The following is a 17,334-nucleotide window of genomic DNA, read 5'->3' on the forward strand; positions in this document are numbered from 1 at the left end:
CCTTGAAAATAGGAAATGAAACTATAACAGTAGAAGTAAAGGTTTTGACATAATTTCTGTTCCCTATTCCCTATTCCCTGTTCCCTGTTCCCGATTCCCGATTCCCGATTCCCGATTCCCTATTCCCTTTAAAGCAAAAACTATGTCCTAAACTATAGTTCCGTTGCTATAAAAGATATTTCCTAATCTTCCCGCTGGAAGAAGCAAACCACATCCCGTATGTAAAAATCGTTATAGAGGTCACCAGCAGAGGGGTTTGGTAAATCTACGGCCTCAACCTCCAGCTCATTATCGCCGTCCTTGAGAATTCCAGCACCAATGTTAATGATTTGGGTAAACCAATGCTTCGGATTAGCTCCCTCGTAGGAGTAGATCTTCCCTACACTTTTACCATTGATTTTGACCTCTGCATCACTGTCAGTTGCTGTCAATCCTTTAACCATCAACATCAGGATGGCAGCCCCGCCCTTGTAGCGTCCCCCTGTGTTGAAGGTCTTTTTCCAGAGGCTGGCACCACCATCGCCAATTCTGCGATTGATATCTCCCTGGATCACCACAAAGTTACCGGTGACTAGTTTAGTAGACGCAGTTGCTTTCTGTTCCATAGCTTGTTGCCTTGTTGTTTGCAATTACCAACTTATATCAAGTTATAAGCTAGTTGTTTGGAATCTTATCAGCTTTGGTGGGTAATGTCCCTTGAGGAATTACTGAATCAATCCCTAGTTATGATATGGAATGATTTCCATGGTTCCCCACTCAGTTCAGTGTAAGATAACTTTTGAGTAGCGGTGCGACAAGGCGTGAGGTTCCAACGCCCACGGGAATACGCACCAAGAGAATTGACAAAAGTGTCAGCAACTTATGAGTGAATTCCCTGAACATTCACCGAACCCAGACCTTAAAGCAACGACAGTTTCCAGCGTTTATCACTTCCGTTTTAAAGATGTCCTCCAAGGCCTTTGGCCACGCTACGGGAACGGCGCACAAATGCTGTTTGTTGCCTTTGGTGCGTTGGTGTTAGTCCCCATTCTAGCTGGAGTAAACCCGAATGTTGCCCTGTTTACTTCTGGTGTGGGAACGTTATGTTTTCAACTGGTTACGGGGGGTAAAATTCCCGTTTATCTCGCTTCTTCCTTCGCCTTTATCGCCCCTATCACCTTGAGTGTTCAGAAATATGGTTTGCCTGCAACCTTATCTGGACTTGCAGCTGCTGGCATTGTTTATCTGATTTTAAGTCTAATTATTTTTTGGCGCGGTTCGGGGATGGTTACCCGTATTTTACCCCCGATTGTCACCGGCCCAGTGATTATGGTGATTGGTCTGAGTTTAGCTTCAACTGCTGTCAAAAGCGATGCAGCGCGGTCTTGGGGAGGCAGCGCGGTCTTGGGGGTCTCCCCCATGAGCGACTGCCGTGGTTTCCCCCATGAGCGACTGCATCAAGACAGGGATTGGACTTTCTAGTATTCTTGGGGTGTTATTAAATGGGCTACTTCCATACAAGGAAGAACATGGTAGCTTGGGTTAAGGTCTTTCAGGGATGACAAGCAGCTCAGGATAATTACCCTTAATAAAAATCTCCCTATCTCCCTATCTCCCTATCTCCCTATCTCCCTATCTCCCTATCTCCCTATCTCCCCACACCTCCCACCCTCTCCTTAATAATTATGGGTATTCAACCAGACTTGATATTACTGGGTGTGGGATGTGGCCGGGAGAGCCCCACTGTTAACAAAAAGGCACCTATAAATGACTAGGTGCCTTGAGCAGACCAAAAACTATCAACAACTATTGAAGGAATCAGAAACAGTAGTCCATGCTTGTCTCCTCGACTAACTGTTCCTTTACTTAATACAATAAAAGAATTAAATAGGTAATGCATTCACGTTTTCTGCTAACTTACTTGCCAAGTTTAGAAATAGCAAATGCACAATTACGCTATCACGATTGCTGAAAACTGCAAAACTTGCTTCGAGCTTGTCTATCGGTGTGAACTTACACTATCTGATTGACTGACAAATAGGCGTCGATGTAGGTTGGGTTGAAGTATGAAATCCAACAACCACAACCGATTGCGTTCGGTGTCCTTCCTCCACCCAACCTACGGTATTTCAACAGCTTCCAAAACTTTTGTCAATCAACTACATCTAAGTTAACCCAATCAATTTGAATTTGTAACTTATTCGTAAGCATATGCGCGAAGCGCAGGCTACGCCAACAGCTATCAGCTAATGCGCTACAGATGGTGCTACTTGAGGTGCTATCAGCCAAAGGCTGACGGCTGACGGCTGACGGCTGATGGCTAAATGCTTACAAGTATTCTACAGTTTACCCCAAAATGGCAGGAGAGCCGCACTCTGAACAAAAAGGCACCTATAAATGACTAGGTGCCTTGAGCAGACCTACAACTATTAACAACTATTGAAGGGAGCAGAAAGAGTAGTCCATATGTGTTTCCTTGACTAACTGTTTCTTTACTTAATACAATAAAAGAATTAAATAGGTAATGCATTCACGTTTTCTGCTAACTTACTTTCCAAGTTGAGAAACAGTAAATGCATAATTACACTATGACTATTGCTGAAAACTGCAATACTTGATCCGAGGTTGTCTATCGGTGTTAGCTTTCACTATGGTGGTAAGGATTCAGTGGTCAGCTGTCAGCTGTCAACTGTCAGCTGTCAGCTGTTGGCGTAGCCTGCGCTTCGCGCATATCCTTAAAATAAACCTCGTTTCAGCTGTTGGCGTAGCGTGCGCTTCGCGCATTAGCTAAATGCTTACACTTAACTTAGTTACAAACGGGCTTTTTCAATTCTATCTCTAAAATCTGCTGGATTCGCTCACTCTTTTGGCTGGCAGATTTTGAATTTCCAGATGCCTCGATTTTTGCTAAATCAGTTAAAAGATTTAGCATTAACTCTCTATGTCTAGCATCGTCACCACAACCCACAACAACTTCACCGAAGCCATCATACCAGAAACCTCTGTCAGCATAGATATCTGCCCTATCAACGGGGTTAGTCGCTGCAGCAAGGGCTATTTTTAAGTCTGGTGACTCTTGAACGACATCGATATAGGCTTGGGCTATGATAGCACTTGATGGGTGATTCGGTTCACAGATAATGACCACTTGCCAAAGATATCTCTGTCCCACGGATAAGCCTAGTTCATCCTCTGATAGTGAGTGAGTCATTATTCCTGGTGTCGTCTGCAATTCAATATTTTGTATGGGTTGGGAATTCTGATTTACATCATCTGGATAAAGCTGAAATTTCATTGGCAAGGCTTCAGCATCCGGTACAAACCAAGCAAAGGTTGGGTGAGTCGAAACAGTTTTTCCAATATGTTTCTGAGGAGCTAGTGTAGTTAACTTTGCTTTTCCATTCTTAGAACATCCTCCCCTTGTACCGCTAATAATTGTAGGTTCTTCCGGATAAGATGGCTCAGAAGGTGGTTGATAGTCGGCTAGGGCTACAGTTGTCATCCCTAAAAATAGACTAACCACACCAATAGTAAAGCGCTGATTATCTAAGCAATGGTTGAGTAACTGAAATCTTATCTTCATAAACTTAGCCTCTAATTATGCCAAGATCATAAAATTAAAAATTAAAAATTGCCATTAATAAATGATTAAAAGCTATCAGCTATCAGCTATCAGCTATCAGCTATCAGCTATCAGCTATCAGCTATCAGCTATCAGCTATCAGCTATCAGCTATCAGCTATCAGCTATCAGCTAATATAGCGTTTCTAGGACTCATGAGGTACACATTATTTTTTACCTCTTCCCTCTTCCCTGCTCCCTGCTCCCTGCTCCCTGCTCCCTGCTCCCTGCTCCCTGCTCCCTGCTCCCTGCTCCCTGCTCCCTGCTCCCTGCTCCCTGCTCCCTGCTCCCTGCTCCCTGCTCCCTGCTCCCTAAAAACCAGAAATTTGTACCTCACAAGTCGTATAATTGCTATATATAATACCTAGTTTAAAAACCAAAATCGACCTTTAGCAACAGACCAAGTGAGTTCACAAACTCTTCCTTTAGGAGACAAAGATGAGCGCTTAAAACTTCCCCCTAGCTGTCGCGCTAGTGCTTTAGCTTGTTTAGTTCCCCGACCTCCTGAACGCTTATATTTATTGGGTTGAGATGATGAGCTAATGCCCAATCCATTATCTTGAATGCGAATAATATTCATACCTTCGGTTTGGGTGCAGGTAACTTTCAGACGAGTGACCCCTTTAGCATATTTACCGACATTGCACAATGCTTCTTCCATAAATCGACACAATCCTCGCTTCTGTTCGATACTTAATGGCGGACTATCAATTGGGTCAAATTTTATAATTTTTACCTGAATGGTTTCAAAGCAAGGAAAGTTTAAGGCTAGGGTATTGCTATAAACTTCATAGAGAATCTCGTGAGTGGGTTGCTCCAAATCTAGGTCTAAATCAATCCCGATGTGGATACTGCTATCTTGGGTTAGGGTTTCTCGACGCACTGATTCATAAACTGCTCTGAGTTCTTGGTTTAACTGTTCTAGTTGAGAGCGCAATTGGTCATTAGATAAATCCTGATCTTGAGTGCAGCTGAGTATCCTAGCTAAGGTTTGTAATGGTCCATTATGAATGATGTCAAAGGTATAATCAATCATATATTGGCGTTCATTTATGCGGGATTTTAAGGTTTGCTGGTATAGATAGAAGGCATTGATACTGATAGCATTGACAGTTAAAACTAAGCACGCTGGTACTACAGGTATCCACCAACCCCAGATCAGAAGCAAATAACTTAGTGCCACCAAACTAATGCCAGCAACACTAACACTCAATAGATTCTGTAGCGGTGTCTTAGTTAGTCTAGCGAGGCTGATACCCAGAAACCCCCAAACTATAATCCATATATATTCCCAGCTATCTGGCCAAACCCTTAACAAGGGTCGTCCATTGAGAGCAGCACTAATGATTTGACTAACTGTATGAGCAAGGACTTCTACACCAAACACTAGTCCAGGAATAGAGTTAGGGATAGCAGAGACATTAACAATATCTTTAGCGCCATGGCTAGTGATACCAATCAGGACTATGCGATCGCGAATCCAGCTTGGATCGATGTTGCCAGTTTGGATATCGTTGAGGGATACGATCCGAAACGGTTCCCGAGCACTGCGAAAATTAATTAGGATCTGATTTCCCTTAGCATCGGCTCTGACATAGCCTCCGGAATTGGGGCGAAAGCGAGTGAGTTCCGTAGTACCAAACTGCATGGCTATTGGGTCATAAGTGCCATTGGTTAGGGAAATTCCTTCTTTAGATAAATACGCTTTTGCTAGCAGTATAGCTAGAGAAAATTTATACTCTCCTTCGAGATTATAGGTGCCTAGTAAACTGCGCCTGATGTGTCCGTCAGCGTCAAGTATGCCATCGGCAAAGCCAATTTGTTCGGGGGGTAAGGTGGGTGGTGGATTAATGGTATTGCCATATTGGTCAGGTAAGGCTTTTTCAATGCCAATCACGGTTTTGATAGCCTTAAATGCTGCGACTAACTCAGTGTAACCAGGCTCAACAGGTAAATCTCTGACGATGTCAAGACCAATAGCTCTAGGGTTATAGGTTGCTAGTTTTCTCAGCAGTGATGCTAAGTCTCGATCGGGTATGGGATAGGTACCTATGCCTCGGATGTCTTCTTCATTAATACCAACAATCAGAATTCTTTTATCAATAGATTCTTCAGGACGCCAACGGAGAAAACTATCCAGAGCAATCCATTCTAGACTTTGCAGGGAGCCAGTGAGGCGAAATAGGATTACTAGTCCGATCAGGACTAGTCCTGGCATCAATCCTACCCGCCAGCTTTGAATTTCCTCCTGAGTAAAAAGTCTCATGATTTTGTTTGATCGCACCTTGATACACCCTTAATATCCTTATAGCGTTTTCAGTTGAGATGTGAAACTATAGGAAAGGGAGTAGGGAGTAGGGAGTAGGGAGTAGGGAGTAGGGAGTAGGGAAGATGCCATCAAAAATTATCACAATTCTTAGCACGGATCCCTAGAGATTATTCTATGGTTGGTAATTTGGTATTGGTAATTGGATATTGGTAATTTGGTATTGGTAATTGGTTATTGGTAATTTGGTATTGGTAATTGGTAATTTACCAGACCATTGACTGATAATTTTCAATTTTAAATAATCAGTAGTCAACTGGACACTGTATCATACCAAGTTGCGGTCAAAAGTACAACTTTCTCTTGCCCCAATCTCCCCATCTCCCCATCTGCCAATCTCCCCATCTCCCTATCTCCCCATCGAGTGCATCTCAGTTTTGAAATTAGACAAAAATTCAGGCGAAAATTCCCGCGCCCGGGCCCCACACTCCCCACACTCCCCACACTCCCCACACTCCCCACACTCCCCACACTCCCCACACTTGCGATATTTTTTACAAATATGAGATGCACCCTCCCCATCTCCCTATCTCCCTATCTTTTAATGCAACTCGATATCAGCTCTGATTTCAATCGATTAGACCGACTTCTCTTGCCCGCTTCTCGGTTTTAATGCGAATATTTTCACCGGGTTTTGGATAAACCCCTAAAACGTCTTGAACTTTAGTCCAATAGTTACGCACAGTGCGCTCGGAGATTTGCATCCGCTGAGCAATGGTTCTATCCTGTAATCCTTCTTCAAAGGCTAAGGTTAGAAGTTCTAACCATTCGGATTTGATTTCCAACCCATTTCGGATCGCTTTGGGGGTGTAAATCAATCCCTGAAGTGACCAGTCAACTTTAATTAACATTTCTTTCTGGGGCAGGCTTTTATCTACGATGGTAAAGCCTCCTTCGTGTTCATTAATAGCAGGTTTTAAACGGATTAAGGCTTTGATATTAGCGCTTTGAACAACTATATTGAGGGTAGGGTATATTTTCATTAATGTTTTGAGGAGTTGAATTCCCGTATCGGTTCGGGCAGTATCCCCCTGCTGCTTGGGAATGGAAAGATCGGCAACAACTAAGTCAGGGGATAACCTCTCTACATATTCTTGAGCTATCTGGGCTGTTTTAGCCGTAACAATTTCTGCCTCTGGGTATTGCTTTTGCAGTTGGCTCACGGTTCCCTCGAGAACCGATTCGTGGTCGTCAATGACAATAATTTTTGGTTTCATAGGTAATTCCTTAATTGTTAATTATTTTGTTAATTTTTAATTTTTAATTTTTAATTAATTAGACCATTTTAAAATTTAAATTTTTCTACATGCTTGACTATACCTCTTGCAAAAGTAGTTTTCTGATAGTGTTCTTGATGCAGTCGCTCCTGGGGGAAACCACGGCAGTCGCTCATGGGGGGAACCCCCAAGACCGCGCTGCCTCCCCAAGACCGCGCTGCATCGCTTTGCGTCAATTCTTGTCCACTGTTCCCTGTTCCCTGTTCCCTGTTCCCTACAACTGCCGCGAAGTCTACTAAAAAGGCTGGTAGTCTAGGGTAAAGTAAATGCCATTGTCTTGCAGTGAGTTCCCCTGATTATCTACCCCGATCAGGGGAATACCATAGTCGAGACGGAGATTAAATCCAGATCCGATCTGCCAACGTAAGCCTAATCCTACACCAGCAATGGTGGCAGGGTTGGGTTGAATCCCATCATTATTCCAGGCTGTACCGATTTCAAAAAAAGGGGTTAATTGTAGTCTTGAGTCTGAGGTGAGGAGAATACGTGCCTCTACTCCCCCCAAGATGGCATTATCAGCAATAATTTGATTTTGTCGATAGCCTCTGACGGTATCTCTACCACCTAGACTGAACTTTTCTAGGGATAGTAAGGAATCTGGGGTGAGTTGAGTATTAATTCGGCTGATCAGCAGAATAGATGGTGATAATTGCTCCACCCACTGGAATTGTCCGACCCAGGTAAAGAAACGCCCATCAGGACTTGAGTCACTAATGGTGGCATCAAAGGCATCAATTCCTAGACTAAACTGGGAGCGGGCGGCTAATACTCGTTCTGGACTGCGCTTGACCCAATCTTGAAACAGCCGAATTACTGTGACCTTGGATGTACCATCTGCCGTGGCTAGAGAGAAGGACAAGGGAATGTCATCGAGTATAAAGGTTTGTCGGTGACGCAGGTCTAAGCCTACGCCAACAGCGAATTCAGTCTCTGGCGATCGCAATAAGGGCTGACGGAAACTGAGGGAATAGTTCTGGGTTTCACCTCTAATGTTTAAATCCCGGAAATTCTCCGAAACAAGGCGATTTTCACTATTGCTGTAGCCCAAGCTCAGGGTTCCTTTACGAGCATTGATGGGGATGCTATAGCGAATATCGTAGATGTCGAGTCCTTCGGTTAGACCGTATTCCCCACGAATGCGATCGCCAAATCCCAATAGATTATCATGAGCAGCAAATACACTGACTTGGGTTGAACCAATACTGGGAGAACGGTTGTTTTCTGTTTTGACACCGGTGTGAAAGGCTGGGGCTTCTTTTAGTGTGACCTTTAATATATTACGACCGGGAGTGCTCCCTGCGGTCAATTCCACGTTCACTCGTTCGATTAAGGGGTCTAGCTGCAGCAGTTGCAGTGCTTTGACTAGGCGTTGCTGATTTAAGGGTTTAGTAGTAGCAATTTCTAGGGGACGGCGTACATAGTCAGGTCGCAGACGGTTTAATCCATTCAGTTCAATTCGTTCTACCTCACCTTCAACAACCTGTATTTGCACAGTGCCACTGTCGAGTGCTTGATTATTCAGTAAAAATGCACCAGAGGTAATGTAACCGTTTTTAATATACAGTTGAGTAATTTTAGAGCGCAGTTCAATTAAATCTTCAAAGGTGACTTCCTGGTTTTCAATCTCTTCAATTAATGCTGTAATCTGTTCTTGTAAAACTGTACTACCCAGCACTTCTACAGTTTTGACTAGGAAACGCTCACCGGATGAAGCGATAATATCAACTCCGGTAGCATCGGTTTGATATAAAGATTTATATCGAGAATCTTGACAAATAGGCCAAAACTCTCTCCCTGTCTCTCCCTCTCCCTGTGTTCCTATTAATTCTGACCCGATGTCTTCAACGGGACATCTAACCTGAGGTGGCGGTCGAGTAGAGGTAGCTTCAGCAGTAGAGTCTAGTAGCGATAACCCAGATGCGGAAGTAATCGGAAGGGGAGAATTAGATGAATTAGGAATCGTAGATTGAGCCATCCCATTTAGAGCTGAGATCACTAAGATAGAAAAACTAAAACTAGAAACACCAAAACCTGCCTTTCCCTTCAGGGCGTATGCCTTTGGTGGTGGCTGCCACATGCCATAGCGTGGCCGTAGCGCAATCGCCATTCATCTCCTTTTTAGATACACAACCATGAAAGTTTATACTTTGAACGCACCCCACCCAAATCGAAGATTATGGGTGGGGATTCGTGCGCTTAAAAGTAGCTAGACTCCTAAGCGTCCCCAGGACAATCGGCGTTCTCGATGTGCCGTTAGAACTTTTGCTATCGAACACCCTAGAGAAATGCCTATCTCCTACAATTACGGAATACCAGTATCTGGCCCCGATATTATAACTAGCATTTAGATCGGCATGATACCGTTTTCCTGTAGAAAATTTGGCAAGTGAATAATTGATTTTACTTCTCAATACTTTACCGCTACCATCGAAAGCTACCGCACTGGTGTATTTAGGGTTAATTGTTTGAACAACCCCACCTACTTCCGTCCACTTATCGTTAATAAGCTCGCAGATTTTGCTATGGCACCATAAATGAAACTTCTGTTTCATCAATGACCCTTTCTTACCTGCTTTAGCTTTCCAGCCAGAGAGATTTTCTAATACGATTACTTTTACTCCATGTAACAAGGCAAATTTAACAATCTCTCTGGCTACCGTTCTGCCAATCTCCAAATTTAGATTAGAAGACTTGCGATAAAGACCTTTACAGAAACCTCTTGGTAATTTTTTCCCGGTTATGTTACTGGTTTGTTTTGCCTTTTTGGCAATTTTCATTCTCCGTCTATTGCGACAGTCTATGTCTCTGGCGGGATTGATAAATTTTCTCGCCTTTACAGTACCATCGCGACCTACGATAGCTGCTACAGCAGCGTTATTGATTCCTAAATCTACACTACATATATATTCTGCCTCCTGCCTCGACCCTTGCTTTACCTCGACTGGCATGGATAGTTGACACTTCTTCAAGTCGATTACAAGAGCAGGCGAACACAGTTGATTTCCTTTTGTTAAATGTCTATTACCTCCATGTTTCTTGACTTTTATCTTTTTTAGCCAGACCCAATCAGTTCCATCCCAGACCTTTATGTCTACTGTGGCATAGTTCACCCCATATTTAATTTGCTGACCTTGATATAAAGCTGGATAGCTTTTGCACATAGCCGTTAAACGAGGGGGTCTAGCCTGACGATGTTTTCTAATGCCTGACTGCCACTCTCTATAACGAGTCTGAAAGCTAGAAACGATCCCAATAGCGTCAGCTATAGCTGCTCTTCTTAAATAACTAGGAAACTTTCTAAAAGAAGGATTTTTGTCTAATACTTTTTGATAATAGTTATGTTTAGGAGCTGGATTTTTTGCTGTGGCATGAATCATTTTCTCCACAGCATTTATCCGTTCTGTAGAAGACAGAGTAGCTAGTTTAGCCCATTGAGCGTTGAAAATGAGAACTAGAGGCGTTAGGAAGGCACGGTACTCATTGACAGTTAGTTGCATCTGGTGCTTTTGTTCTTGTGTTGCCACCAGGCTCCAAACGTCCGTCCGCATCAGGTCAGCCTCCTTTTTCTTTTTCTTTTTAGTTCTCCTGTTACTTCTTTTTTTGCTCATGGGCTTGGGTTTAACGAACCGTCTACACTTGGTCTACCAGTTATAATCTTAGTTGTCAAGACGGTTAAGAAAATTTTTCTATGCTACCGCTAAAAACCCTCAGCAACAGTGCGTTTCGGCTTATATATCACTTTAATCAGAATCGAGCTTATACTCAAACAACTTCTTGGGAAGTGGGAGTGCGATCTAGTAGAGTTTGGAGGTGAAGCTGACCATGTACATATTCTCTTTGAAGCACACCCGTCAGTAGGATTGTCGAAGCTAGTTAATAATGTAAAGACGGTTACAACTCCAATGGCTACGCTCCAAGTTCGCGGAGCATTTATCTAAGTTCTATTGGGGATCATTACCTCAATTCTGGTCTGGCAGTTATGCAATCATTAGTGTAGGAACACAAGGGCCTATGACCGTTTGATTGCTGATTGAGTACGTAAAAAACCAAGAGACCCCTGAATAAGGACGCTGCGCGATGTTTGTTGGTTTCGCTTACCCCACCCAAATCATAGATTATGGGTGAGGACTGCGCGAAACATTTTGTTCAACGGAACAATACCATACCATAATCAGCTCCTGCTCTTCCCCCTCCCCCGATGGATTTCACTAGCTTTGAGGTGATTCGCCAACATTATGATCTCATTAGCTAGTGCAGGAATTATTCTACACACTCCCGACTCAAAACTAGCCGTCCATCTGCCAGTCGATATACCTGTTGAGGTTCTACAATCGGATCACCAATTTGCCAAGGGCGATCCGCTTGGGTGCTCCGGCTAGAGCTACCATCACTGGGTATGGTGCGCACTGTGCCAGTGGCAAAGGGTGAAATCTTACCACTTCCTGGAGCAGTGGGTTTTCCACCGCTGCCAGTAATGATCAAGCTACCTGGTTGCTTCCGACTGCGCAAAATGCAGCTATTGGACAGCAAAGTAGTGGTGTCAATCTGATTAACTGGTAAGAAGGTCAGGCTGTTTTCGATCAGGCTGGCGTCGATAGTGGTGCCAATCCGTCCTCCATCAAAAACTAGTAACAGTTGTGTATTAATCTTCAAAAAACCCCCCTTTCTGGTTGAGTCTTTGAAAGGTTCGGCAAATATACCGCTGCGAAACTTACCATCGGCGGATTTACCAATGACTTGCACCAGTTCCGAGGCATTGATGGTCAAAATTCCCCCATCTCCTTCTGCAAAGGTAATGGCGTCAACCTGTGCTCCATCCTCCACCAGTAAACTTTGTGTATTAATCTTCAAGGAATCTGCATCTCCTGTTGAGTCTGGATTAGCTAGGGCGAATATAGCGCTGGGAAAGTTACCATCGGCGGAGACACCAATAACTTGCACCGATTCTTTAGCATTGATGGTCAAAGAACCCCCATCTCCTTCTGCAAAGGTAATGGCGTTAACATGTGCTCCATCCTCCACCAGTAAACTTTGTGTATTAATCATCAAGTTACCCCCATCTCCGGTTGAGTCTGGATCAACTTGGGTAGTTATCAGGCTGGGAAACGTATTCTCGCCGGAGACACCAATACCAATGACTTTCACCGATTCTTTGGCATTGATGGTCAAAGAACCTGGATCTCCTTTTCCAAAGGTACCGGTACCAACCAATCCTCCATCCTTAAGCAGTAAACTTTGTGTATTAATCATCAAGTTACCCCCATCTCCGGTTGAGTCTGGATCAACTTGGGTAGTTATCAGGCTGGGAAACGTATTCTCGCCGGAGACACCAATACCAATGACTTTCACCGATTCTGATCCATTGATGGTCACATTACCTGCATCTCCTTTTCCCAAGGTACGGCTACCAACCACTCCTCCATCCTTAAGCAGTAAACTTTGTGTCTTAATGCTTACCGAACCCGCATCTCCTTCTGCCAAGGTACGGGTACCAACTGCTGCTCCATCTCTGACAGTAACCGACTCAGCCTCAATGGTAATTTCACCCCCATTACCTGAACCAGAAGTACCACTTGTGACGAGAAAGCGATCGCTCAACAAAATCTCCTGGTTTGCCAGCAGCTTGATTTGACCCCCCTCCCCAGGACCAGAAGTATCAGCTAAAATGAAGCTCTCATTATCAATATTAGTACCAGTGAGGATGATATCAACACCCGAGTCAATAGTATTAGTACCAATGAGCATGATATCTTGACCAGAGTCAATAATCACATCCCCGGCATTTCCGACTTCATTACTGGTATCAATTGTGTTTACTTCAATCGAACCAGTCACAGCGGAATTGGATTCGTATTGGTTGGTGAGGAACACCTGACCATTGGGCGGCTCAATCATTATGTCGCCAATCTTAATATTTGCCGTGGTCGGAGCCTCCGAAAACTCCAGTTGATTAGGGGTGGGATTGCCAGTAATGCCGATCGGGTTACCGATATATTTGGTGCCAGCCCTAATATCTAGGGTGGGGCGAGTACTACCATCTATTGATATGGTGGTGCCATTGGATAGGGTGACGGTTTCCTGAATATTATTGGTGGGATCAGAACCTGTAATCTTGACATTATCAACCGTTACCGAACCACCGGCGAAAATGTGTAGGGACGCACCTTCATAATTCTTAAAACTGACATCCCCCGCTGAGCGAATAATCGGGTCATGGGGACTTGACAAATTCCCTAAAGTTCCATCTATTTCCTCAATCGAAAAATTTCCTCCACTCCAATAGTGGGCATCCCCTCTAATTGGGTTACTGGAACGCAACACCATATCCCCTAGTGAAAACAACCCACTCTCGGGATGATTTAAAGCCAATATATCTATGGTTTGGTTACCCATTACCAATAGTTTTCCCCCAGCTGCTGCTACAAAAGGTAGCGCTATACTATCGCGCCCCTTCAGGGTTTCCATGGCCAATAGGGTCAAATTCCCCCCAGCTGATAGCCGACCCTGTAAATCTAGATTTAATCCAGAAAGGGTTAAATCCTTCCCCACTGCCAAGGTGCCAGTATTGATAATATTCCCTGGCACCGAGCCGACCTGATTAAAAAACAATGCTCCGGGATTAATCGTTAGTAAACGGCTACTTTCTGGTTCAGTGGCACTAAAATATCCATCTTCACCCCATGCGTACGCATTCGCGGTACTTCCTACAAATGAACCCTGCACATCCAAGCTGGCGTTCGACCCAAATATAATTCCATTGGGATTGAGCAAAAACAGGTTAGCTGGGCCATCTACTCCCAAGGTTCCTTGAATATCGCTTGGATTCATTCCGGTCACCCGCGACAGGATATTCTCAATTCCAGCTGGATTAGCTAAATAAACCCGCAACCCCTCTTCGACATTGAATTGATCAAAACTGTGGAATAGATTTACTCCCCGTTGAACTCCCCCTTCAATCAATGCTGCTGGCAATCCCTTTACAGAAGCGTCAGGAATCACAACCGAACCATTAGCTCCCAAGGTATCATCTGGTATGATATTGCTCTGAGCATGGGCTTGATTGCTAGTTGATGGGATTAACAGTGACAGTGTTAATGAACTTGTCATTGCTACTGTATTTACCCACCCCAATTGCGAGCACCGACTCCGCGTAGTTTGCTTGATCACAGCACCGATTCCTTAACAACTAAGTAATAATTTTGTGGCTGTAATTATTATCTATCAAACGGCTTACCAATCTGGCTTAATGTTACTTTTTGTTGTAAAACTTAATTACCAAAATCAGCACAAATAATTCCCATTATCTGCCAAAATTATTGCCTAAAAATGCCATCTAGCCTTTTAATTTTAGGTGTGAAACATTGATGGATTGTCAAGGGGAATAGGTAACTTCGGAAGAAGCAGTAATATAGAAAAACCCAAGCTTTGAGGTGATTCGCGAAGAGTATGATCTCATTAGTTAGTGCAGGAATTCTTCTACACACTCCCGACTCAAAACTAGCCGTCCATCTGCCAGTCTATATACCTGTTGAGGTTCTACAATCGGATCACCGATTTGCCAAGGGCGATCTGGTTGGGTGCTCGGGCTAGAGCTACCATCACTGGGTATGGTGCGCACTGTGCCAGTGGCAAAGGGTGAAATGGTACCACTTCCCGGAGCAGTGGGTTTTCCACCGCTGCCAGTAATGATGAAGCTACCTGGTTGCTCCCGACTACGAAAAATGCAGCTATTGGAGAGCAAAGTAGTGGTGTCAATCTGATTGTCTGGTAAGAAGGTCAGGCTGTTTTCGATGATGCTGGCGTCGATAGTGGTGCCAATCCGTCCTCCATCGAAAACCAGTAACAGTTGTGTATTAATCTCCAAGGAACCCCCCTTTCCGGTTGAGTCTTTGAAAGCTTGGTCAAATATACCGCTGGGAAACTTACCATCGGGGGATTGACCAATGACTTGCACCGATTCCGAGGCATTGATGGTCACATTACCTGCATCTCCTTGTCCAAAGGTAACGGCGTTAACCTGTGCTCCATCCTTAAGCAATAACTGTTGTGTATTAATAATCAAGTTACCCCCATCTCCGGTTGAGTCTGGATTAGCTTGGGCAAATATACCGCTGCCAATCTTACCATCGGCGGAGAAACCAATGACTTCGACTAATTTCGAGGCATTGATAGTCACATTACCTGCATCTCCTTCTGCAAAGGTAGTGGCGCTAACCTGTGCTCCATCCTTAACCAGTAAACTTTGTGTATTAATCGTCAAGTCACCCCCATCTCCTATTGAGTCTGGATCAGCTTGGGTAGTTATGAGGCTGGGAAACCTATTCTCGCCGGAGACAGCAATACCCATGACTTGCACCGATTCTGAGGCATTGATAGTCACATCACCTGCATCTCCTTCTCCCAAGGTACGGGCAGCAACCACTCCTCCATCTCTGACAGTAACTGACTCAGCCTCAATGGTAATTTCACCGCCATTACCTGAACCAGATGTATCACTGGTAGTATCACTTGTGACGAGAAAGCGATCGCTTAACAAAATCTCCTGGTTTGCCACCAGCTTGATTTGACCCCCCTGCCCAGGACCAGAAGTATCAGCGAAAATGAAGCCCTGATTATCAGTCAAGCTATTAGTACCAATGAGGATGATGTCTTTACCCGAGTCAATAATCACATCCCCGGCATTTTCTACTGTATTGCTGGTATTAATTGTGGTTACCTCAATTGAACCAGTCACAGCGGAATTGGGTTGGTATTGATTGGTCAGAAACACTTGACCATTGGGCGGCTTAATAATTACCTGGCCAATCTTAATAGTTGCCATGGTCGGAGGAGCCTTCGACAACTCCAGTTGATTAAGGGTGGGATTGCCAGTAATGCCGATCGGGTTGATAGCTGTGGTGCCAGCCCTAATATCTAGGGTCGGGCGACTACTACCATCTATTGATATGGTGGTGTCATCGGATAGGGTGACGGTTTCCTGAATATTATTTGCGGGATCAGAGCCTGTAATCTTGACATTATCAACCGTTACCGAACCACCGGCGAAAATGTGTAGGGACGCACCTTCATAATTCTTAAAACTGACATCCCCAGCTGAGCGAATAATCGGGTCATGGGGACTTGACAAATTTCCTAAAGTTCCATCTATTTCCTCAATCGAAAAATTTCCTCCACTCCAATAGTGGGCATCCCCTGTGATCGGGTTACCAGAACGCAACACCATATCCCCTAGTGAAAACAACCCACTCTCGGGATGAGTTAAAGCCAATATATCTATGGTTTGGTTACCCATTAGCAATAGTTTGCCCCCAGCTGCTGCCACAAAAGGTAGGGCTATACTATCGCGCCCCTTCAGGGTTTCCATGGCCGATAGGGTCAAATTCCCCCCAGCTGATAGCCGACCCTGTAAATCTAGGTTCAATCCCGACAGGGTTAAATCCTTCCCCACTGCCAAGGTGCCAGTATTGATAATATTCCCTGACACCGAGCCGACCTGATTAAAAAACAATGCTCCTGGATTAATGGTTAGTAAACGGCTACTTTCCGGAAAGGTGGCACTAAAATACCCATCTTCTCCCCATGCGTACGCACTGGCGGTACTTCCTACAAATGAACCCTGCACATCCAACCTAGCGTTCGCTCCAAATATAATCCCATTGGGATTGAGCAAAAACAGGTTAGCTGCGCCATCTACTCCCAAGGTTCCTTGAATATCGCTTGGATTCATTCCGGTCACCCGCGACAGGATATTCTCAATGCCAGCTGGATTAGCCAGATAAACCCGCAACCCCTGACCGACATTGAATTGATCAAAACTGTGAAATAGGTTTACTCCCCGTTGAACTCCCCCTTCAATCAATGCTGCTGGCAATCCCTTTACAGAAGCGTCAGGAATCACAACTGTTCCATTAGCTCCCAAGGTATCATCTGGTACGATATTGCTCTGAGCATGGGCTTGATTACTAGTAGATGGGATTAACAGTGACAGTGTTAGTGAACTTGCCATGCCTACTGTACTTACCAATCCCAGCGAGCACCGACTCCGCGTAGTTTGCCTAATCACAGCACCCATCCTTTCACAACTAAGTGATAATTTTGTGGCTTTAATTATTATCTCTCCAACTGGTTACC

The 17,334-nt window shown here is 44.3% G+C and carries 14 protein-coding genes; 4 read left to right on the forward strand and 10 right to left on the reverse strand.

Annotated elements, in window-relative coordinates; translation table 11 throughout:
- Window positions 1-182 precede the first annotated feature (182 nt).
- Window positions 183-605 (reverse strand): hypothetical protein, encoded by a 423-nt coding sequence (locus tag F6J90_RS23550; protein ID WP_293098972.1) that lies wholly within the window; start codon window positions 603-605, stop codon window positions 183-185.
- A gap of 256 nt (window positions 606-861) precedes the next feature.
- On the opposite strand from F6J90_RS23550, the gene F6J90_RS23555 reads away from it, so the two are divergent.
- Window positions 862-1,461, forward strand: a complete 600-nt coding sequence (locus F6J90_RS23555) for a solute carrier family 23 protein (protein ID WP_293098975.1) — start codon at window positions 862-864, stop codon at window positions 1,459-1,461.
- 289 nt (window positions 1,462-1,750) lie between these two features.
- On the opposite strand, the gene F6J90_RS23560 is transcribed toward F6J90_RS23555, so the two are convergent.
- Both F6J90_RS23560 and F6J90_RS23565 read right to left on the reverse strand, forming a co-directional pair.
- A complete protein-coding gene (locus tag F6J90_RS23560) occupies window positions 1,751-1,879 on the reverse strand; it encodes a hypothetical protein (RefSeq protein WP_293098978.1) in 129 nt (42 codons plus the stop codon).
- Window positions 1,880-2,785: 906 nt separating this feature from the next.
- Window positions 2,786-3,562 (reverse strand): DUF928 domain-containing protein, encoded by a 777-nt coding sequence (locus F6J90_RS23565; RefSeq protein ID WP_293098981.1) that lies wholly within the window; start codon window positions 3,560-3,562, stop codon window positions 2,786-2,788.
- Between the two features lie 193 nt (window positions 3,563-3,755).
- On the opposite strand from F6J90_RS23565, the gene F6J90_RS23570 reads away from it, so the two are divergent.
- Window positions 3,756-3,968, forward strand: a complete 213-nt coding sequence (locus F6J90_RS23570; RefSeq protein WP_293098984.1) for a hypothetical protein — start codon at window positions 3,756-3,758, stop codon at window positions 3,966-3,968.
- Here F6J90_RS23570 and F6J90_RS23575 read toward each other — a convergent pair.
- The 3 genes from F6J90_RS23575 to F6J90_RS23585 all read right to left on the reverse strand — a co-directional run bounded on the left by F6J90_RS23575 (window position 3,965) and on the right by F6J90_RS23585 (window position 7,143).
- A complete protein-coding gene (locus F6J90_RS23575; RefSeq protein ID WP_293098987.1) occupies window positions 3,965-5,866 on the reverse strand; it encodes a CHASE2 domain-containing protein in 1,902 nt (633 codons plus the stop codon). The two genes, F6J90_RS23570 and F6J90_RS23575, sit on opposite strands and share 4 nt — an antisense overlap.
- Window positions 5,867-6,178: 312 nt before the next feature.
- Entirely contained in the window at window positions 6,179-6,448 is a 270-nt protein-coding gene (locus tag F6J90_RS23580) for a hypothetical protein (protein ID WP_293098990.1), read from the reverse strand.
- 47 nt (window positions 6,449-6,495) lie between these two features.
- Complete coding sequence (locus tag F6J90_RS23585) at window positions 6,496-7,143, reverse strand: response regulator transcription factor (RefSeq protein ID WP_293098993.1); 648 nt, start codon at window positions 7,141-7,143, stop codon at window positions 6,496-6,498.
- A gap of 137 nt (window positions 7,144-7,280) precedes the next feature.
- Here F6J90_RS23585 and F6J90_RS23590 point away from each other — a divergent pair, with 137 nt between their 5' ends.
- Entirely contained in the window at window positions 7,281-7,442 is a 162-nt protein-coding gene (locus F6J90_RS23590; protein WP_293098996.1) for a hypothetical protein, read from the forward strand.
- On the opposite strand, the gene F6J90_RS23595 is transcribed toward F6J90_RS23590, so the two are convergent.
- The gene (locus F6J90_RS23595; RefSeq protein WP_293098998.1) at window positions 7,439-9,310 is read right to left on the reverse strand and encodes a ShlB/FhaC/HecB family hemolysin secretion/activation protein; all 1,872 of its coding nucleotides are present in this window, start codon (window positions 9,308-9,310) and stop codon (window positions 7,439-7,441) included. The two genes, F6J90_RS23590 and F6J90_RS23595, sit on opposite strands and share 4 nt — an antisense overlap.
- 67 nt (window positions 9,311-9,377) lie before the next feature.
- A complete protein-coding gene (locus tag F6J90_RS23600) occupies window positions 9,378-10,811 on the reverse strand; it encodes a transposase (protein WP_293099001.1) in 1,434 nt (477 codons plus the stop codon).
- Between the two features lie 108 nt (window positions 10,812-10,919).
- On the opposite strand from F6J90_RS23600, the gene F6J90_RS43715 reads away from it, so the two are divergent.
- A complete protein-coding gene (locus F6J90_RS43715; RefSeq protein WP_366513835.1) occupies window positions 10,920-11,141 on the forward strand; it encodes a transposase in 222 nt (73 codons plus the stop codon).
- 322 nt (window positions 11,142-11,463) lie between these two features.
- Here F6J90_RS43715 and F6J90_RS23605 read toward each other — a convergent pair whose 3' ends face one another.
- Window positions 11,464-14,310 (reverse strand): filamentous hemagglutinin N-terminal domain-containing protein, encoded by a 2,847-nt coding sequence (locus F6J90_RS23605; RefSeq protein ID WP_293099004.1) that lies wholly within the window; start codon window positions 14,308-14,310, stop codon window positions 11,464-11,466.
- A 352-nt stretch (window positions 14,311-14,662) separates the two neighbouring features.
- Window positions 14,663-17,209 carry a filamentous hemagglutinin N-terminal domain-containing protein gene (locus tag F6J90_RS23610; protein ID WP_293099006.1) on the reverse strand — a complete coding sequence of 849 codons (2,547 nt, stop codon included), beginning with the start codon at window positions 17,207-17,209 and terminating at the stop codon, window positions 14,663-14,665.
- Between the last annotated feature and the right edge of the window lie 125 nt (window positions 17,210-17,334).

This window comes from Moorena sp. SIOASIH (genome assembly GCF_010671925.1).
Classification (GTDB): Bacteria; Cyanobacteriota; Cyanobacteriia; order Cyanobacteriales; family Coleofasciculaceae; genus Moorena.